General features: G+C 62.8%; 21 protein-coding genes. 12 read left to right on the top strand and 9 right to left on the bottom strand.

The window, feature by feature from the left end:
- Nucleotides 1–5: 5 nt before the first annotated feature.
- From hpf to EA795_RS09325, 8 genes are all read right to left on the bottom strand, one after another.
- Nucleotides 6–314: a ribosome hibernation-promoting factor, HPF/YfiA family gene (gene hpf / locus EA795_RS09355; protein ID WP_014851652.1), complete on the bottom strand. Its 309-nt coding sequence runs from the start codon at nt 312–314 to the stop codon at nt 6–8.
- Nucleotides 278–427, bottom strand: a complete 150-nt coding sequence (locus EA795_RS21020) for a hypothetical protein (RefSeq protein WP_158601299.1) — start codon at nt 425–427, stop codon at nt 278–280. Before EA795_RS21020 ends, hpf begins: the two co-directional genes overlap by 37 nt.
- A complete protein-coding gene (locus EA795_RS09350) occupies nt 427–1,935 on the bottom strand; it encodes an RNA polymerase factor sigma-54 (protein ID WP_058075580.1) in 1,509 nt (502 codons plus the stop codon). The genes EA795_RS21020 and EA795_RS09350 overlap by 1 nt, the downstream gene beginning before the upstream one ends.
- 147 nt (nt 1,936–2,082) lie before the next feature.
- Nucleotides 2,083–2,808, bottom strand: a complete 726-nt coding sequence (gene lptB / locus EA795_RS09345) for an LPS export ABC transporter ATP-binding protein (protein WP_014851654.1) — start codon at nt 2,806–2,808, stop codon at nt 2,083–2,085.
- Nucleotides 2,808–3,371, bottom strand: a complete 564-nt coding sequence (gene lptA, locus EA795_RS09340; protein ID WP_058075581.1) for a lipopolysaccharide transport periplasmic protein LptA — start codon at nt 3,369–3,371, stop codon at nt 2,808–2,810. Before lptA ends, lptB begins: the two co-directional genes overlap by 1 nt.
- The gene (gene lptC / locus EA795_RS09335; RefSeq protein ID WP_122076821.1) at nt 3,358–3,930 is read right to left on the bottom strand and encodes an LPS export ABC transporter periplasmic protein LptC; all 573 of its coding nucleotides are present in this window, start codon (nt 3,928–3,930) and stop codon (nt 3,358–3,360) included. Before lptC ends, lptA begins: the two co-directional genes overlap by 14 nt.
- An 18-nt stretch (nt 3,931–3,948) precedes the next feature.
- Entirely contained in the window at nt 3,949–4,470 is a 522-nt protein-coding gene (locus EA795_RS09330; protein WP_058075583.1) for a KdsC family phosphatase, read from the bottom strand.
- The gene (locus tag EA795_RS09325; RefSeq protein WP_058075584.1) at nt 4,470–5,444 is read right to left on the bottom strand and encodes a KpsF/GutQ family sugar-phosphate isomerase; all 975 of its coding nucleotides are present in this window, start codon (nt 5,442–5,444) and stop codon (nt 4,470–4,472) included. Before EA795_RS09325 ends, EA795_RS09330 begins: the two co-directional genes overlap by 1 nt.
- Nucleotides 5,445–5,848: 404 nt before the next feature.
- Here EA795_RS09325 and EA795_RS09320 point away from each other — a divergent pair, with 404 nt between their 5' ends.
- From EA795_RS09320 to hisC, 11 genes are all read left to right on the top strand, one after another.
- The gene (locus tag EA795_RS09320) at nt 5,849–6,670 is read left to right on the top strand and encodes an ATP-binding cassette domain-containing protein (protein ID WP_058075585.1); all 822 of its coding nucleotides are present in this window, start codon (nt 5,849–5,851) and stop codon (nt 6,668–6,670) included.
- A complete protein-coding gene (gene mlaE / locus EA795_RS09315; RefSeq protein ID WP_014851660.1) occupies nt 6,663–7,460 on the top strand; it encodes a lipid asymmetry maintenance ABC transporter permease subunit MlaE in 798 nt (265 codons plus the stop codon). Before EA795_RS09320 ends, mlaE begins: the two co-directional genes overlap by 8 nt.
- Nucleotides 7,460–7,918: an outer membrane lipid asymmetry maintenance protein MlaD gene (gene mlaD / locus EA795_RS09310; protein WP_014851661.1), complete on the top strand. Its 459-nt coding sequence runs from the start codon at nt 7,460–7,462 to the stop codon at nt 7,916–7,918. Before mlaE ends, mlaD begins: the two co-directional genes overlap by 1 nt.
- An 11-nt stretch (nt 7,919–7,929) precedes the next feature.
- The gene (locus EA795_RS09305; RefSeq protein ID WP_058075586.1) at nt 7,930–8,577 is read left to right on the top strand and encodes an MlaC/ttg2D family ABC transporter substrate-binding protein; all 648 of its coding nucleotides are present in this window, start codon (nt 7,930–7,932) and stop codon (nt 8,575–8,577) included.
- Complete coding sequence (locus tag EA795_RS09300; protein WP_122076818.1) at nt 8,570–8,899, top strand: STAS domain-containing protein; 330 nt, start codon at nt 8,570–8,572, stop codon at nt 8,897–8,899. Before EA795_RS09305 ends, EA795_RS09300 begins: the two co-directional genes overlap by 8 nt.
- The gene (locus EA795_RS09295) at nt 8,896–9,372 is read left to right on the top strand and encodes a phosphate-starvation-inducible protein PsiE (RefSeq protein ID WP_058075588.1); all 477 of its coding nucleotides are present in this window, start codon (nt 8,896–8,898) and stop codon (nt 9,370–9,372) included. The genes EA795_RS09300 and EA795_RS09295 overlap by 4 nt, the downstream gene beginning before the upstream one ends.
- Before the next feature lie 105 nt (nt 9,373–9,477).
- Nucleotides 9,478–9,717, top strand: coding sequence for a BolA family protein (locus EA795_RS09290; RefSeq protein ID WP_058075589.1), 240 nt, complete (start codon nt 9,478–9,480; stop codon nt 9,715–9,717).
- A 110-nt stretch (nt 9,718–9,827) separates the two neighbouring features.
- Nucleotides 9,828–11,093, top strand: a complete 1,266-nt coding sequence (gene murA, locus EA795_RS09285; RefSeq protein ID WP_065983261.1) for a UDP-N-acetylglucosamine 1-carboxyvinyltransferase — start codon at nt 9,828–9,830, stop codon at nt 11,091–11,093.
- A 108-nt stretch (nt 11,094–11,201) separates the two neighbouring features.
- Nucleotides 11,202–11,834, top strand: coding sequence for an ATP phosphoribosyltransferase (gene hisG, locus EA795_RS09280; protein ID WP_014851667.1), 633 nt, complete (start codon nt 11,202–11,204; stop codon nt 11,832–11,834).
- A 129-nt stretch (nt 11,835–11,963) separates the two neighbouring features.
- On the top strand, nt 11,964–13,274 hold the full coding sequence (hisD, locus tag EA795_RS09275) for a histidinol dehydrogenase (RefSeq protein WP_122076815.1): 1,311 nt from the start codon (nt 11,964–11,966) through the stop codon (nt 13,272–13,274).
- A 111-nt stretch (nt 13,275–13,385) separates the two neighbouring features.
- The gene (gene hisC, locus EA795_RS09270) at nt 13,386–14,435 is read left to right on the top strand and encodes a histidinol-phosphate transaminase (RefSeq protein ID WP_122076812.1); all 1,050 of its coding nucleotides are present in this window, start codon (nt 13,386–13,388) and stop codon (nt 14,433–14,435) included.
- A gap of 48 nt (nt 14,436–14,483) precedes the next feature.
- On the opposite strand, the gene algW is transcribed toward hisC, so the two are convergent.
- Entirely contained in the window at nt 14,484–15,641 is a 1,158-nt protein-coding gene (gene algW / locus EA795_RS09265) for a Do family serine endopeptidase AlgW (protein WP_058078521.1), read from the bottom strand.
- Between the two features lie 156 nt (nt 15,642–15,797).
- Here algW and EA795_RS09260 point away from each other — a divergent pair, with 156 nt between their 5' ends.
- Nucleotides 15,798–16,556 (top strand): Nif3-like dinuclear metal center hexameric protein, encoded by a 759-nt coding sequence (locus tag EA795_RS09260; protein ID WP_058078520.1) that lies wholly within the window; start codon nt 15,798–15,800, stop codon nt 16,554–16,556.
- The last annotated feature ends 156 nt before the right edge of the window (nt 16,557–16,712 follow it).

The raw sequence follows: 16,712 nt of genomic DNA, 5'->3' as shown, positions 1-16,712 counted from the left end.
AGGGGTCAGCGAACCAGTGCGCCCTGGGTATGATCAAGCTGTTTTTCCTTGTGCTTGATCAGTTGGCGGTCGAGTTTGTCCACGAGCAGGTCGATTGCCGCATACATGTCCTCGTGCTCAGCATTGGCAACCACCTCGCGGCCTGCGACGTGCAGCGTGGCTTCGGCTTTCTGCTTGAGTTTCTCGACCTGAAGAACCACCTGGATGGCGATGATGCGATCGAAATGGCGTTCCAGTCTTTCGCACTTTTCTTCGAGGTAGGCACGAAGAGCGTCGGTTACTTCCAGATGAAGACCAGTGATGTTGATTTGCATACTGCTTTCTCCTTGTTGCCATGTGCGAAGAAGCAGCCTAGCAGGTTGCCGGAAAGAAGCACCTGCTCGGCCAAGCCCATCGAATGAATGACATCGGCCAGATCGCCTGGCATCACAACAATCTTTTGCGCTCGCTCGACGGTGCGATACCCAGAGATTCACGGTATTTGGCAACTGTGCGGCGTGCAACCTGAATACCTTGTGCCTCCAGTAAACCAGCGATCTTGCTGTCGCTCAATGGCTTTTTGGGGTTTTCCGCGGCCACCAGCTTCTTGAGGATCGCGCGTATGGCGGTGGAGGAACACTCGCCGCCTTCGGCCGTGCTGACGTGGCTGGAAAAGAAATATTTCAGTTCGTAGATGCCGCGTGGCGTATGCATGTATTTCTGCGTGGTGACGCGCGAGATCGTCGATTCGTGCATGCCGACCGCTTCGGCGATGTCGTGCAGCACCAGCGGCTTCATGGCCTCGTCGCCATGCTCGAAAAAGCCGCGTTGATGCTCGACGATCTGCGTGGCGACCTTCATCAGCGTCTCGTTGCGGCTGAGCAGGCTCTTGATGAACCAGCGCGCCTCCTGCAACTGGTTGCGCATGAAGGTGTTGTCGGCGCTGGAGTCGGCACGTTTGACGAAACCGGCGTACTGGGCATTGACCCGCAGCCGTGGCATGGCTTCGTGATTCAGCTCCACCAGCCAGCGGTCGTTGTGCTTGCGCACTATGACATCCGGTATCACGTATTCCGGCTCGCTGCTTTCGATCTGCGAGCCGGGGCGCGGATTGAGCGTCTGGATCAGGTCGATGACCTGACGCAGCTCGTCTTCCTTGAGCTTCATGCGGCGCATGAGCAGGCTGTAGTCGCGGTTGCCGAGCACGTCCAGATGGTCGCCGACCAGGCGCACGGCTTCGTCCAGCCAGCGTGTTTCGCTGGGTAACTGGCGCAACTGCAGCAGCAGGCACTCTCGCAGGTCGCGGGCGCCCACTCCGGTGGGTTCGAATTGCTGAATGCGGCGCAGCACCACTTCGATCTCGTCGAGTTCGATGTCCAGTTCGGGATCGAAATACCCCAGGACTTCATCCAGGGGCTCGTCGAGAAAACCCTGGGGATTGATGCAGTCGATCAGCGTGGTGGCGATCAGGCGATCGGTATCGCTCATCGGAGCCAGATTGAGCTGCCAGAGCAGGTGGCTTTGCAAGCTCTCGCCGGACGAGGTGCGGGTGGTGAAATCCCATTCGTCGTCGTCGGAGCTCGGCAGGCTGCTGGCGCTGGTCTGATAGATGTCTTCCCAGGCGGTGTCCACCGGTAGCTCGCTGGGAATGCGCTCACCCCAATCCTCATCATCGAAGCTCTCGACCGTGGAGACGCTGTCTTCGTGGCGGCTCTCGGCGCCCGGTTGTTCGCTCGTGGCGCCATCGGGCGCCTTCTCAAGGGATTCGGCCATCGGGTCGGAGGCGTCGAAATCCTCCCCCTCTTCTTCGCGCTCGAGCATGGGATTGGTGTCCAGCGCCTCCTGGATTTCCTGCTGGAGATCCAGGGTAGAGAGCTGGAGCAATCGTATGGCTTGTTGCAGCTGGGGTGTCATCGTCAGCTGCTGGCCCATCTTCAGGACTAGCGATGGTTTCATGGCAGAGGACTTCGAACCTTGTTTGCCGGCGCAACCGCGCCTGTTCCGATTTCGCTGGCGCGTCGAGCGCCGGAGGAAGCAAATTATATGCCCGGAAACGAAGCCTTTGCCTAGGCCCGAATGAGAATGTCGGGCCTAAAGCTGGGGTTACAGGCGGAATTCGTGGCCGAGATACACTTCCTTGACCAGTTGGTTGGCGAGGATGGTCTGCGCATCGCCCTCGGCGATCAGTTGCCCATCGTTGACGATATAGGCGGTTTCGCAGATATCCAGGGTTTCGCGCACGTTGTGATCGGTGATCAGCACGCCGATGCCCTTGGCTTTGAGGTGATGGATGATCTGCTTGATATCGCCGACCGAAATGGGGTCGACACCGGCGAAGGGTTCGTCGAGAAGAATGAACTTGGGCGCCGTGGCCAGCGCCCGGGCGATTTCCACGCGGCGGCGCTCGCCGCCCGAAAGGCTCATGCCAAGGCTGTCGCGAATGTGGCTGACGTGGAATTCCTGGAGCAGCGCCTCGAGCGCCTGCAGGCGGCCGTTGCGGTCGAGATCCTTGCGGGTTTCCAGGATCGCCATGATGTTGTCGGCGACCGACAGCTTGCGAAAGATCGAGGCTTCCTGGGGCAGGTAGCCGATACCGGCGCGAGCGCGACCGTGCATCGGCAGGTGCGTGACGTCGTCCTGATCGATCAGTACGCGTCCCTGATCGGCGTTGACCAGCCCGACGATCATGTAGAAACAGGTGGTCTTGCCCGCGCCGTTGGGGCCGAGCAATCCGACGATCTGCCCGCTTTCGATGGACAAACTGACGTCGCGTACGACCTGGCGGCTCTTGTAGCTCTTGGCGAGGTGCTGGGCTTTCAGGACGGCCATTATTCGCCCTGCTCCGCAGTGGGGGCTTCGGTTGCGGGCGCTTCTTTCTTGCGCGGCTGGATCACCATGTCGACCCGCGGGCGCGGGGTGGTGATGTCGTTGTTGGTTGCGCGACCGGCGTTGACGATCTGGCGCTGGGTGTCATAGACGATCTTCTCGCCTTCGAAGGTATTGCCTTCCTGGATGACCTTGGCCTGGTCGATCAGCACGATGCGCTCGTTGGCAGCGAAATACTGGATGGTCAGGCCGTAGGCCTTGACGATTTCCTTGTCCACCGCGGGCTTCTGCTCGTAATAGGCCGGCTTGCCGACGGAGGTGAAGACTTCGACATCGCCGTTGGCGTCCTGGGTGATGGTCACGGTATCGCCGGTGATGATCATGGTTCCCTGGGTGATGACCACGTCGCCGCGATAGACCGCAACGCCCTGATTGTCGTCCAGTTCGGCGGTGTCGGCCTGGATGCGGATGGGCTGGTTGCGGTCTTCGGGAAGTGCCCAGGCGGTGGAGCCAAGCAGGAATGCGCTCAATCCGAGCACGAGGGAAAGGGACTTAACGCAGCTCATGCTGGCCTCTTACGTTGGATAGCAGGAGCATCCTGCCTTCATTCAGATACGCGTTCATGCCCGTGGCCGTGGTCACGCCGTTGGCGGCCTCGATTCTAACGGGTTGCCGGGTCTGGGCATAATCCTTCTCGGGGAATACGGTCAGGCGGCTGGTGGTGATGATGGTTGGGCGACCTTTGGCGTCGGTACGCTCGACGCGAACCTGGTCGATCAGCTCGACTTCCTGACCCTGCGGGCCGACCTCGCCGCGTTCGCTGGTCACGTGCCAGGGTAGTTCGGTCCCGCGGTAGGCCAGCAGGTCCGGGCGTGTCAGCAGGCTCATGTCGGTGGCGGCGATGTGTTCCATCTTCTCCGCGGTCAGCTCGTAGTGGCGCTTGCCGTCGGGTTGATACTGCACGGTGCGCGAATTGATCACGTAGAAGTCGATCTCCGGCTGGCCGGCCGTCGAGGCGGCTGGCACCTGCATGAAGCTCTCGGGGCGTATGTTCCAGTAACCCACCGCCACCAGCAGCGCGGCGATGAGTATCAGCAGGGCGGGGAAGCGGATCTTGCGCAGCATGTAAAACCTCGACAGATCCTAGAGATAGGCGGACTGGGCGGCTTCGAGAGTGCCCTGGGCGCGCATGATCAGTTCGCAGAACTCGCGGGCCGCGCCTTCGCCGCCGCGGGCCTGGGTCACGCCGTGGGCATGCTCGCGGACGAAGGCATCGGCGCTGGCCACGGCCATGCCCAGGCCGACCCGGCGAATGACCGGCAGGTCCGGCAGGTCGTCGCCCAGGTAGGCGACTTCGGCGTAGTCGAGGCCCAGTTCGGCAAGCAGCTCGTCCAGTACGACCAGCTTGTCTTCGCGGCCCTGGTAAAGGTGCTGGATGCCGAGGTTCTGCGCGCGTCGTTCGACGACGGGCGTCTTGCGCCCGCTGATGATCGCCGTGCGTACGCCCGAGTTGATCAGCATCTTGATGCCATGCCCATCCAGCGTGTTGAAGGTCTTGAACTCGCTGCCGTCGGTAAGGAAGTAAAGCCTGCCGTCGGTGAGTACGCCATCGACATCGAATATCGCCAGGCGGACATCGCGGGCGCGTTGCAGAAGCTGGTTCATCACATCACTCCGGCGCGCAGCAGGTCGTGCATGTTCAAGGCGCCGATCGGGCGGTTCTGTTCGTCGATGACCACCAGCGCGTTGATCTTGTTGTCTTCCATGATCTTCAGGGCTTCGGCGGCGAGCATGTCGGCCGTGGCGGTCTTGCCACGCGCGGTCATCACCTGGTCGATCTGGGCCTGGCGCACGTCGATGCCCTTGTCCAGGGTGCGGCGCAGGTCACCGTCGGTGAAGACTCCGGCCAGTCCGCCGTCCTCGTCCAGCACCACCGTCATGCCGAGCCCCTTCTGGGTCATTTCCAGCAGCGCGTCACGCAGCGAGGTGCCGCGGCTGACCTGCGGCAGTTGCGCGCCGCTGTGCATCACGTGTTCGACCTTCAGTAGCAGGCGCCGGCCCAGTGCGCCGCCGGGGTGGGAAAAGGCGAAATCCTCGGCGGTGAAGCCGCGCGCTTCCAGCAGCGCGATGGCCAACGCGTCGCCCAGCACCAGGCTGGCGGTGGTCGATGATGTGGGCGCCAGGTTGAGCGGGCAGGCTTCGGCGGCGACGCTGGCGTCTAGATTGACGGCGGCAGCCTTGGCCAGTACCGAGGCCGGATTGCCGGTCATGCTGATCAGGGTGATGCCCAGGCGCTTGATCAGCGGCAGCAAGGTCACGATTTCATTGGTGGTGCCGGAGTTGGAGAGTGCCAGCACCACGTCGTCGCGGGTGATCATGCCCATGTCGCCATGGCTGGCCTCGGCCGGGTGCACGAAGAACGCGGCGGTGCCGGTGCTGGCCAGTGTCGCGGCGATCTTGTTGCCGATATGGCCCGACTTGCCCATGCCCACCACCACCACCCGGCCCTTGCAGGCGAGGATCAGTTCGCAAGCGCGCACGAAGTGCTCGTCGATGCGCGACCGGAGCTGTTCCACCGCTTCGATTTCCAGGCCTATGGTGCGCTGCGCGGCTTCGATCAACTGGCTGCTCTGGGTCATGTCGGCAAGATCGTCTGACTGAAAAGCGGGGGATTATAGCGGAAACCGCGTGCCGGTTGCGGGGCGAAAAGGAGGGGCTGCGTGAACTCGCCCGGGGCGCTTCGCATGGTGAAGGTGCCGAAATCTTGGGTAACACGTTCAAATCTGGCCTGCTCCTGTCCTCGCGTCGCCCAATGCGCGGCGCAGACGCCTTACGTCTGCTGCAGGGTTATTGTGGTTGCACCAGGAGAACCCTGTGCTGGTTGGGCGTGTGCGGGTGGCGAGTGATATAGTGCGCCCCCGAAAACGGTCAGGCACCGACGTATCCCCGCCAGGGCGGGACGCGTCTGTGTAGGGTCTGTCGATAGGTTCGTCGCGGCTCGTCGCGAGTTCGGCAGGCTTCGAGCCGTATATAAGGAGACCCGATGAGTGCCGCCAATACCCATGCCAATGCCGTCGAGCTGAAAGGTGTCACCTTCCAGCGCGGTGAGCGGAGCATCTTCAAGGATGTCGATATCGCCATTCCGCGCGGCAAGGTCACGGCCATCATGGGGCCGTCCGGTTGTGGCAAGACGACCCTGCTGCGCCTGATCGCCGCGCAGCTGATGCCAGCCCGCGGCGAGGTCTGGGTGGGTGGGCAGAATCTTCCGAGCCTGTCGCGCAGCGAGCTGTTCGATATGCGCAAGCAGATGGGCGTACTGTTCCAGAGCGGCGCGCTGTTCACCGATCTCGACGTCTTCGAGAACGTCGCCTTCCCGCTGCGCGTCCACACCAAGCTACCGGAAGAGATGATTCGCGACATCGTCCTGATGAAGCTGCAGGCGGTCGGCTTGCGCGGCGCCGTCGAGCTGATGCCCGATGAGCTGTCCGGTGGCATGCGGCGGCGCGTCGCCCTGGCTCGGGCTATCGCGCTGGACCCGCAGATCCTGCTGTACGACGAGCCTTTCGCCGGCCAGGACCCGATCGCCATGGGCGTGCTGGTGCGTCTGATCCGTCTGCTCAACGATGCCCTGGGCATCACCAGCATCGTGGTTTCCCACGACCTGGCCGAAACGGCGAGCATCGCCGACTACATCTATGTGATTGGCGAAGGGCAGGTGCTGGGGCAGGGCACGCCGGCGCAACTGCGCGAATCGGATAATCCGCGCATCAGGCAGTTCATGACCGGTACCGCCGATGGTCCCGTTCCTTTTCATTTTCCGGCGCAGGCCTACGCCGATGATCTGTTGGGAGGCAGCGATGCGTAAGCGTTCCCCGCTGGAGCGGGTTCGCCTGCTGGGCAAGGCCGGCCTCGACGTGCTGGCGGCGCTGGGACGCTCGACACTGTTCCTGGTGCATGCGCTGTTCGGCCGTGGCGGCTTCGACAATGGCCTGACATTGCTGTGCAAGCAGCTTTACTCGGTCGGCGTGCTGTCGCTGGCGATCGTCGTGGTCTCGGGCATCTTCATCGGTATGGTGCTGGCGCTGCAGGGCTACAGCATCCTCAGCAACTACGGCTCGGAGCAGGCCGTCGGGCAGATGGTGGCCCTGACCCTGCTGCGCGAACTGGGGCCGGTGGTGACCGCGCTGCTGTTCGCCGGGCGCGCGGGGTCGGCGCTGGCTGCCGAGATTGGCAACATGAAGTCCACCGAGCAGCTGTCGAGCTTGGAAATGATCGGCGTCGATCCGCTCAAGTACATTGTCGCGCCACGCCTGTGGGCAGGTTTCATCTCGCTGCCGTTGCTGACGCTGATCTTTAACGTGGTGGGCATCTGGGGCGGCGCCATGGTCGCGGTGAGCTGGCTGGGCGTGTATGACGGATCGTTCTGGGGCAACATGCAGAACAGCGTCAACTTCTCGACCGATGTCGTCAACGGGATAATCAAGAGCCTGGTTTTCGCCCTGGTGGTGACCTGGATCGCGGTCTTCCAGGGCTATGACTGCGAGCCCACCTCCGAGGGCATCAGCCGCGCCACCACCCGTACCGTCGTCTATGCCTCGCTGGCAGTACTCGGCCTCGATTTCATTCTGACCGCCCTGATGTTTGGAGATTTCTGATGCGTATCCGCACCCTGGAAATTGGTGTCGGCCTGTTCCTGCTGGCCGGCCTGCTGGCCCTGCTGCTGTTGTCGCTGCGGGTCAGTGGCATAACGGCGGGGCACACCGACAGTTACAAGCTGTATGCCTATTTCGACAATATTGCCGGTCTTACGGTCAGATCCAAGGTCACCATGGCCGGTGTCACCATCGGCAAGGTGACCGCCATCGATCTGGATCGTGACAGCTACACCGGGCGCGTGACCATGGAGGTTCAGCGTAACGTGGACATCCTGCCGGCCGACTCCACGGCTTCGATCCTGACCGCGGGGCTGCTGGGCGAGAAGTACATCGGCATCAGCGTCGGCGGAGACGAAGAAGTGCTGGCCGATGGCGACGTGATTCGCGACACCCAGTCTTCGCTGGTGCTGGAAGAGCTGATCGGCAAGTTCCTGCTCAATACCGTGAACAAAGAATGAGGATTTTCGACATGATGACTGCCCTGCGTCGTGGCTTGTTGGTCCTGCTGGCTTGCGTGCCGCTGTTTGCCCAGGCCGCTCCGAGTGCCCATGAGGTGATCCAGCAGACCACCGATCAGCTGTTGGCCGATCTCAAGACCAACAAGGAGCGGTATCGCCAGGACCCTTCGGCGTTCTATGACGCACTGAACGGGATTCTCGGCCCGGTGGTGGATGCCGAAGGCATCTCGCGCAGCATCATGACGGTCCGCTACTCGCGCAACGCGACTCCCGAGCAGATGAATCGCTTCCAGGAAAACTTCAAGCGCAGCCTCATGCAGTTCTACGGCAACGCGCTGCTGGAGTACAACAACCAGCAGATTCGTGTGCTGCCGCCCAGTGGCAAGCAGGATCCGGAGCGCACCAGCGTCGGCATGGAAGTGACCGGTCGCCAAGGCGAGATCTACCCGGTGTCCTACACCATGACCAACAACGGCGAATGGCGCGTACGCAACGTGATCATCAACGGCATCAACATCGGCAAGCTGTTCCGTGATCAGTTCGCCGATGCGATGCAGAAGAATGGCGGCGACCTGGACAAGACCATCGACGGCTGGGCCGAAGTGGTAGCCCGTGCCAAGGACACCCAGGCCGGTCAGCAGGCTGTCGGCGATGAGTGACGGGCGCATCGAGGGCGCTGCCGGCGAGCTGCGAATGCTCGGCGTGCTCGACTACCGGTCCGCGCCGGCATTGCGCCGGACCGGGCAGGCGCTGATTCGCGAAGGCCAGGGTGCGGGGCTGCGGATCGATTGTGGCGGCGTCGAGAAGTCCAGCAGCGTCGGCTTGTCGTTGCTGCTGTGCTTCGTCCGCGATGCGAAGAAGCTCGGTCGTGACGTGTCCATCGCCAATCTTCCGCAGGATATGCAGCAGATCGCCAGGGTTTCCGGCCTGCTGGACGTGCTGCCGCTGGCCAACGATACCCCGGGAGTCGATCGAGCATGAAGTGGGCGGACCTCAGTCGTAAACGTATGCATGATGGCGCCAATGCGATTGGCAACCTCATGGTCGAGGGCTTTCACTACCTCGGCCTGTTTGCCATTGGTGCAGCCACCGCATGGGCCTCGGTGGTGGCCTTTCTGGGGATGGTCGATAAAGGCCATGCCAGCATCGATGACATCCTCCTGCTCTTCATTTATCTGGAGCTGGGCGCGATGGTCGGGATTTATTTCAAGACTAATCACCTCCCCATACGCTTCCTGCTCTACATCGCGATAACGGCCTTGACTCGCTACCTGATTGGCGATGTATCCCACCACAGGGCGCCCGATATCGGGTTGGTGTATCTGTGCGGCGGAATATTCCTTCTGTCGCTTTCGGTGCTGGCCGTCAGGTTCGCCTCGCACCGATTCCCCTCCAGCAAGGCGATAGATTCCACTGGAGAGTACGTCGGCGACAACCTGATGGAGAATCGCTGAGTCGCGTGACCTGTTCGTTAGGTGGCGTAGTGCCGGGGTTCGCAGGCTCCGGGCTTTTTTGTATGATGGCCGGCCGTGCGCGTCCGGCGCCGATCGAGGTTGAACATGCAGGCCGTAGAAGTTAAGAATTTCCTGGAAGAGAAGATTCCGGGAGCCCAGGTGGAAGTCGAAGGTGAAGGCTGCAACTTCCAGTTGAACGTGATCAGCGACGAACTGGCGGCGTTCAGCCCCGTCAAGCGCCAGCAGCAGATCTATGCCCACCTGAATCCATGGATCGCCGACGGCAGCATCCACGCCGTGACCATGAAATTCTTCAGCCGCAACGACTGGCTCACCCGGGGCTGAAAACAGGGCGCCAGGCGAGCCGAACCATTCCAGGCAGAGCCGCAGCGAGCATCGCTGCGCGCCGCCCACTCTTCGACAGGGCTTCCAGCCTGCGGGCTACAGGAACATCCATGGATAAACTGATCATCACCGGCGGTACCCGCCTCGACGGCGAAATCCGCATTTCCGGCGCGAAGAACTCGGCGCTGCCGATCCTCGCCGCGACCTTGCTGGCCGACACGCCGGTCACCGTCTGCAACCTGCCGCACCTGCACGACATCACCACCATGATCGAGCTGTTCGGCCGCATGGGCGTGCAGCCGATCATCGACGAGAAGCTCAGCGTCGAGGTCGATGCCAGCAGCATCCAGACGCTGGTGGCGCCCTATGAACTGGTCAAGACCATGCGCGCCTCGATCCTGGTGCTCGGCCCCATGGTCGCGCGCTTCGGCGAAGCCGAAGTGGCTCTGCCGGGCGGTTGCGCCATCGGCTCGCGGCCGGTGGACCTGCATATCCGCGGCCTGGAAGCCATGGGTGCGCAGATCGAGGTCGAAGGCGGCTACATCAAGGCCAAGGCGCCTGCCGGCGGTCTGCGCGGTGCGAACTTCTTCTTCGATATCGTCAGCGTGACTGGTACCGAGAACATCATGATGGCCGCCGCCCTGGCCAACGGTCGCAGCGTGCTGGAGAACGCCGCTCGCGAGCCTGAGGTGGTCGACCTGGCCAACTTCCTCAATGCGATGGGCGCGCAGATTTCCGGCGCCGGTACCGACACCATCACCATCGACGGCGTCAAACGCCTCGGTGGCGGTCGCTACAGCGTGATGCCCGATCGCATCGAGACCGGTACCTACCTGGTGGCCGCAGCCGCGACCGGTGGCCGCGTGAAGCTCAAGGACACCGATGCCACCTTGCTCGAAGCGGTGCTGCACAAGCTCGAGGAAGCCGGCGCCCATATCGATACCGGCAAGGACTGGATCGAACTGAACATGAAGGGCAACCGCCCGCGGGCCGTCAACGTGCGCACGGCGCCGTATCCGGCATTCCCCACCGACATGCAGGCGCAGTTCATCGCCCTGAACGCCATCGCCGAAGGCACCGGCACCGTGATCGAAACGGTGTTCGAGAATCGCTTCATGCACGTTTACGAGATGAACCGCATGGGCGCGCAGATTCTCGTCGAGGGCAACACGGCCATCGTCACCGGCGTGCCGCGGCTCAAGGGCGCCCCAGTGATGGCTACCGATCTGCGCGCCTCCGCCAGCCTGGTCCTCGCCGGCCTGGTGGCCGAGGGCGATACCCTGATCGACCGCATCTACCACATCGACCGTGGCTACGAGTGCATCGAGGAAAAGCTGCAGCTGCTGGGCGCCAAGATTCGCCGCGTGGCGGGCTGACGCGGCAGCCTCATGTAGGAGCCAGCTCGCTGGCGAACAACGCCGTTCGAACGGTCAGAACTGAAAGGTGCTGATCGTTCGAACGAGCGGAACTCAAGGATTAACGCAATGCTCACCATCGCCCTGTCCAAAGGCCGCATTCTCGATGACACCCTGCCATTGCTGGCGGCGGCGGGTATCGTCCCGACCGAGAATCCCGAGAAGAGCCGCAAGCTGATCATCCCCACCACCCAGGATGACGTGCGCCTGCTCATCGTGCGCGCCACGGACGTGCCGACCTATGTCGAGCATGGTGCCGCGGACCTCGGCGTGGCGGGCAAGGACGTGCTTATGGAGTATGGCGGCCAAGGCCTTTACGAGCCGCTGGACCTGCAGATCGCCAACTGCAAGCTGATGACCGCCGGCAAGGTCGGTGCGCCGGAGCCTAAGGGGCGCCTGCGGGTGGCGACCAAGTTCGTCAACGTCGCCAAGCGCTACTACGCCCAGCAGGGCCGCCAGGTCGACATCATCAAGCTCTATGGCTCGATGGAGCTAGCACCGCTGGTGGGCCTCGCCGACAAGATCATCGATGTGGTGGATACCGGCAATACATTGCGCGCCAATGGCCTGGAACCGCAGGAACTGATCTGCCACATCAGCTCGCGGCTGGTGGTCAACAAGGCCTCGATGAAGATGCAGCATTCGCGCATCCAGGCGCTGATCGATGCCCTGCAGGCGGCTGTCGAGCAGCATCGACACTGACGCTCTCTCGCGGTAGCCACCGCGCTTGCCTATCCGTGTCATAGCCGAAATTCTCAGGTGCCCGCACGGTGGGCTTGCTAAGCTAGCGGGCGCCTGAAAATACCGTTCCAGCCACCCATGAGGCTCACTATGACCGCTCCCATCGCTGTTCGCCGACTCAACGCTGCCGATGCCGATTTCGCCCGGCATCTGGACCATCTGCTGAGCTGGGAAAGCGTATCCGACGATGGGGTCAACCAGCGCGTGCTGGAGATCATCCAGGCCGTGCGCGAGCGTGGCGATGCCGCGCTGGTGGAGCTGACCCGGCGTTTCGACGGGCTTGAAGTCGCTTCCATGGCCGATCTGATCCTGCCGCGCGAGCGTCTGGAGCTGGCCCTGGAGCGCATCAGCGCCGAGCAGCGCAGGGCGTTGGAGGTAGCTGCCGAGCGCGTGCGCAGCTACCACGAGAAGCAGAAACAGGATTCCTGGACCTACACCGAGGCCGACGGCACCGTCCTCGGCCAGAAGGTCACCCCGCTGGATCGTGCCGGCCTTTATGTGCCGGGCGGCAAGGCCTCCTATCCATCCTCGGTGCTGATGAACGCGATTCCGGCGAAGGTCGCCGGCGTACCCGAGGTGGTCATGGTGGTGCCGACCCCCCGCGGTGAGATCAACGAGCTGGTGCTGGCCGCAGCCTGCATCGCCGGAGTCGATCGGGTCTTCACCATCGGCGGCGCCCAGGCCGTGGCCGCGCTGGCCTACGGTACCGAGAGCGTACCGCCGGTGGACAAGATCGTCGGTCCGGGCAACATCTACGTCGCCACCGCCAAGCGCCACGTGTTCGGCAAGGTCGGCATCGACATGATCGCCGGGCCTTCGGAAATCCTCGTCGTCTGCGACGGCCAGACCGACCCGGACTGGATCGCCATGGACCTGTTCTCCCAGGCCGAGCACGATGAGGATGCGCAGTCGATCCTGGTCAGTCCCGATGCGGCGTTCCTCGACAAGGTCGCCGAGAGCATTGCGCGCCTGCTGCCGACCCTGGAGCGAGCCGAGATCGCCCGCACCTCCATCGAAGGACGTGGCGCCTTGATCCAGGTCGCCGACATGGCCCAGGCCATCGAAGTGGCCAACCGCATTGCGCCCGAGCACCTCGAGTTGTCGGTGGAAGATCCCGACCAGTACCTGCCGCAGATCCGCCACGCCGGTGCGATCTTCATGGGCCGTTACACCGCGGAGGCCCTGGGCGATTACTGCGCTGGCCCCAACCATGTGCTGCCGACCTCGGGCACCGCGCGTTTTTCTTCGCCGCTGGGCGTGTACGACTTCCAGAAGCGTTCGTCGATCATCAACTGTTCGGCCGAAGGTGCGTCGGAGCTTGGCAAGGTGGCCTCGGTGCTGGCCCGTGGCGAGTCGCTGACCGCCCATGCGCGCAGTGCGGAATACCGGATCAAGAACTGAGGGCTGTCTGTGGGCGGACAACGCTTTGCTTGTCCGCCGTTATCGGCGGTGGAAAACGCTTCGCGGTTCTCCACCCTACGCAAACCGAAGAATTCGAGGAGAGAAGGGCAGATGAGCAAATTCTGGAGCCCCTTCGTCAAGACCCTGGTGCCTTACGTACCGGGCGAGCAGCCGAAGCTGAGCAAGCTGGTCAAGCTCAATACCAACGAAAACCCCTACGGCCCGTCGCCCAGGGCGATCGCAGCGATGCAGGCGGAAATCGGCGATAGCCTGCGCCTGTATCCGGACCCGAATGGCGAGCGGCTGAAGCAGGCGGTGGCCGATTACTACGGCGTGCAACCCGCCCAGGTCTTCGTCGGCAACGGTTCCGACGAGGTGCTGGCGCATGCCTTCCACGGGCTGTTTCAGCATGGCAAGCCGCTACTGTTTCCCGACGTGACCTACAGTTTCTATCCGGTCTACTGCGGGCTCTACGGCATCGAGTACGAAACCATCGCGCTGGACCAGAGCTTTCAGATCGAGGTCGCCGATTACGATCGTCCCAATGGCGGCATCATTTTCCCCAACCCCAACGCACCCACCGGACGTGTGCTAGGTCTGAGTGCTATCGAGCGATTGCTGCAGGCCAATACCGATTCCGTGGTGCTGGTAGATGAGGCCTACATCGATTTCGGCGGCGAGTCGGCCATTGCACTGGTCGATCGCTATCCGAACCTGCTGGTGACCCAGACGCTGTCCAAGTCGCGTTCGCTGGCCGGTCTGCGCGTTGGTCTGGCGGTTGGGCATCCTGATCTGATCGAGGCGCTGGAGCGCATCAAGAACAGCTTCAACTCCTATCCGCTGGATCGCATCGCCATTGCCGGCGCCGCCGCGGCGTTCGAGGATCGTGAACACTTCCAGCAAACTTGCCAGCAGGTGATCGCCAGTCGCGAGGCAGTGGTTGCCGCGATGACGGCGCTGGGCTTCGAGGTGCTGCCATCGGCAGCCAACTTTATCTTCGCCCGTCATCCGCAGCAGGACGCGGCGACGCTGGCGGCGAGCCTGCGCGAGGAGGGCATCATCGTGCGCCACTTCAAGCTGCCACGCATCGACCAGTTCCTGCGCATCACCATCGGCACGCCGGAGCAGAATCAGGCGTTGCTGGATGCCTTGAGCCGGTAGTACGTCGAGCGCCGATAGACCTCGAAAAGGCTGGATAACCTCCAGCCTTCACTTGTTCGGACGATTCTCCACCGGCGGCCGCATCCCCACCTCGGCGGTCAGCGTCAGCGGCTTGCCGTTGCGCAGGATGTCGATGTCGATCTTGTCACCGGGGCGCGTGCGGGCGACCTGGTTCATCGAGTTGCGGCCGTTGCTCGATTGTATTCCGTCGATGCTGAGAATCAGGTCGCCAGGACGTAGGCCGGCCCGCTCCGCAGGGCCGTCGCGATAAACGCCGGCCACCACGATGCCCGGTCGACCTGCCTGGCCGAAGGATTCGGCCAATTCCTGCGTCAAAGACTGGACCTCGACACCCAGCCAGCCGCGAATCACCTGGCCGTGTTCGATGATCGCCTTCATCACCTCCATCGCCAGTTTCACCGGAATCGCGAAGCCGATGCCCTGGGAACCGCCGGACTCGGAAATGATCGCCGTATTGATGCCGATCAGGTGTCCGGTGGCATCCACCAGTGCGCCACCCGAGTTGCCGCGATTGATCGCCGCGTCGGTCTGGATGAAGTCCTCGTAGGTATTGAGCCCCAGCTGGTTGCGCCCTGTGGCGCTGATGATGCCCATGGTCACCGTCTGGCCCACCCCGAACGGGTTGCCGATCGCCAGGGTGACATCGCCGACACGAATGCTGTCTGAGCGGCCCAGGGTTATCACCGGCAGATCCGTGAGATCGATCTTCAGCACCGCCAGGTCCGTTTCCGGATCGCTGCCGATTACGCGCGCCAGGGTTTCCCGGCCATCCCTGAGCGCCACCACGATCTGCTCGGCATTGGCCGTCACATGGTTGTTGGTCAGCAGGTAGCCTTCGGGACTCATGATCACCGCCGAGCCGAGGCTCGATTCCATGCGCCGCTGGCGTGGAAGGCTATCGCCGAAGAAGCGCTGGAACAGCGGGTCGTCTTTGGCCAGTGGTTGCTGGGGCTTGTCGATGACCTTGGTGGTGTAGAGGTTGGCCACTGCCGGCGCGGCTCCGCTCACCGCGGTGGCATAGGAATAAGGTCCCTGCTGCGGCCCTGTGGGTAGCGGCGCCTGCTGCAGTGTGTATTCGGGCTTGTTCTCCAGCCCCACCCAGTGGGGGTAGCGCTGGATGATCAGCAGGGCGACGAGCAGGCCTACCAGTAACGGCCAGCCGAGATAACGCAGGGCGTGGATCATCGAATATGCAATCCGGGCAGGTTGCGGGGGTCGAGTGCCCCCTTTAAGGTGGCGGCATTATACGAAGCTGGCGGCGAAATGCAGCTTGCTCATCGTTCGTATCTTCAGCGTGCATCTCGGCCGCGGCGATACCACACCGACTTCAGGAGCTGTTCCATGGCCATAGCGCTCACCACCCTGGTCGAGGAGACCGACCGTTATCTGAACGTGGCGAAGATCGCCGACTACTGTCCCAACGGCTTGCAGGTCGAGGGGCGACCGCAGGTGCGGCGCATCGTCAGTGGCGTGACCGCCAGCCAGGCCCTGCTCGATGCGGCGGTGGCGGCCGAGGCGGATGTGGTGCTGGTGCATCACGGTTACTTCTGGAAGAACGAGGATCCGCGCGTTGTCGGGATGAAGCAACGCAGGCTGAAAACCCTGTTGAATCACGACATCAGCCTGCTCGCCTATCACCTGCCACTCGACGTGCACGACGAAGTGGGTAACAACGTGCAGTTGGCGCGGCTGCTCGGCCTGACCATCGAAGGGCCGCTGGAGCCGGACAACCCCAGATCGGTGGGCCTTGTCGGCTCGCTGGAAACGCCGCTGGCACCGGTGGACTTCATGCGCCTGGTGCATGAGAAACTGGACCGCGAGCCGCTGATGATCGAAGGGAACGGCCCGATTCGTCGCGTGGGCTGGTGCACGGGCGGGGCCCAGGGCTACATCGACCAGGCGATAGCCGCGGGCGTGGATGCCTACCTGACCGGCGAAATCTCCGAGCCAACGGTGCACAGCGCGCGAGAGAATGGCCTGAGCTTCTTCGCGGCCGGCCATCACGCCACCGAGCGTTATGGTGTCCAGGCGCTGGGCGAGTACCTGGCGCGGCGCTTCGCGATCGAACACCTGTTCATCGATTGCCCCAATCCGGCCTAGGGGCGGGCATGGCTCGTTTCCGCTCCCCGAGTGGCCCCACGTACGCATTCTCGTAGGAGTCAGCTTGCTGGCGATCCATCTCCGCAGCGGTGATCGCGAGCAGGCTCGCTCCTACAGATAGAGGGCGCTTCGCACATTCGCCGGGGCATAAATCTA

Origin of the sequence: Stutzerimonas nitrititolerans, from assembly GCF_003696285.1 — a bacterium.
GTDB classification, from domain to species: Bacteria; Pseudomonadota; Gammaproteobacteria; order Pseudomonadales; family Pseudomonadaceae; genus Stutzerimonas; species Stutzerimonas nitrititolerans.
This window is presented reverse-complemented; position numbering and strand designations above follow the sequence as displayed.

Excerpts from the sequence above, each read along its gene's own strand:
- hpf (WP_014851652.1), bottom strand. The coding sequence starts at position 314 with ATGCAAATCAACATCACTGGTCTTCATCTGGAAGTAACCGACGCTCTT.
- EA795_RS21020 (WP_158601299.1), bottom strand. The coding sequence starts at position 427 with ATGCCAGGCGATCTGGCCGATGTCATTCATTCGATGGGCTTGGCCGAG.
- EA795_RS09350 (WP_058075580.1), bottom strand. The coding sequence starts at position 1,935 with ATGAAACCATCGCTAGTCCTGAAGATGGGCCAGCAGCTGACGATGACA.
- lptB (WP_014851654.1), bottom strand. The coding sequence starts at position 2,808 with ATGGCCGTCCTGAAAGCCCAGCACCTCGCCAAGAGCTACAAGAGCCGC.
- lptA (WP_058075581.1), bottom strand. The coding sequence starts at position 3,371 with ATGAGCTGCGTTAAGTCCCTTTCCCTCGTGCTCGGATTGAGCGCATTC.
- lptC (WP_122076821.1), bottom strand. The coding sequence starts at position 3,930 with ATGCTGCGCAAGATCCGCTTCCCCGCCCTGCTGATACTCATCGCCGCG.
- EA795_RS09330 (WP_058075583.1), bottom strand. The coding sequence starts at position 4,470 with ATGAACCAGCTTCTGCAACGCGCCCGCGATGTCCGCCTGGCGATATTC.
- EA795_RS09325 (WP_058075584.1), bottom strand. The coding sequence starts at position 5,444 with ATGACCCAGAGCAGCCAGTTGATCGAAGCCGCGCAGCGCACCATAGGC.
- EA795_RS09320 (WP_058075585.1), top strand. The coding sequence starts at position 5,849 with ATGAGTGCCGCCAATACCCATGCCAATGCCGTCGAGCTGAAAGGTGTC.
- mlaE (WP_014851660.1), top strand. The coding sequence starts at position 6,663 with ATGCGTAAGCGTTCCCCGCTGGAGCGGGTTCGCCTGCTGGGCAAGGCC.
- mlaD (WP_014851661.1), top strand. The coding sequence starts at position 7,460 with ATGCGTATCCGCACCCTGGAAATTGGTGTCGGCCTGTTCCTGCTGGCC.
- EA795_RS09305 (WP_058075586.1), top strand. The coding sequence starts at position 7,930 with ATGATGACTGCCCTGCGTCGTGGCTTGTTGGTCCTGCTGGCTTGCGTG.
- EA795_RS09300 (WP_122076818.1), top strand. The coding sequence starts at position 8,570 with ATGAGTGACGGGCGCATCGAGGGCGCTGCCGGCGAGCTGCGAATGCTC.
- EA795_RS09295 (WP_058075588.1), top strand. The coding sequence starts at position 8,896 with ATGAAGTGGGCGGACCTCAGTCGTAAACGTATGCATGATGGCGCCAAT.
- EA795_RS09290 (WP_058075589.1), top strand. The coding sequence starts at position 9,478 with ATGCAGGCCGTAGAAGTTAAGAATTTCCTGGAAGAGAAGATTCCGGGA.
- murA (WP_065983261.1), top strand. The coding sequence starts at position 9,828 with ATGGATAAACTGATCATCACCGGCGGTACCCGCCTCGACGGCGAAATC.
- hisG (WP_014851667.1), top strand. The coding sequence starts at position 11,202 with ATGCTCACCATCGCCCTGTCCAAAGGCCGCATTCTCGATGACACCCTG.
- hisD (WP_122076815.1), top strand. The coding sequence starts at position 11,964 with ATGACCGCTCCCATCGCTGTTCGCCGACTCAACGCTGCCGATGCCGAT.
- hisC (WP_122076812.1), top strand. The coding sequence starts at position 13,386 with ATGAGCAAATTCTGGAGCCCCTTCGTCAAGACCCTGGTGCCTTACGTA.
- algW (WP_058078521.1), bottom strand. The coding sequence starts at position 15,641 with ATGATCCACGCCCTGCGTTATCTCGGCTGGCCGTTACTGGTAGGCCTG.
- EA795_RS09260 (WP_058078520.1), top strand. The coding sequence starts at position 15,798 with ATGGCCATAGCGCTCACCACCCTGGTCGAGGAGACCGACCGTTATCTG.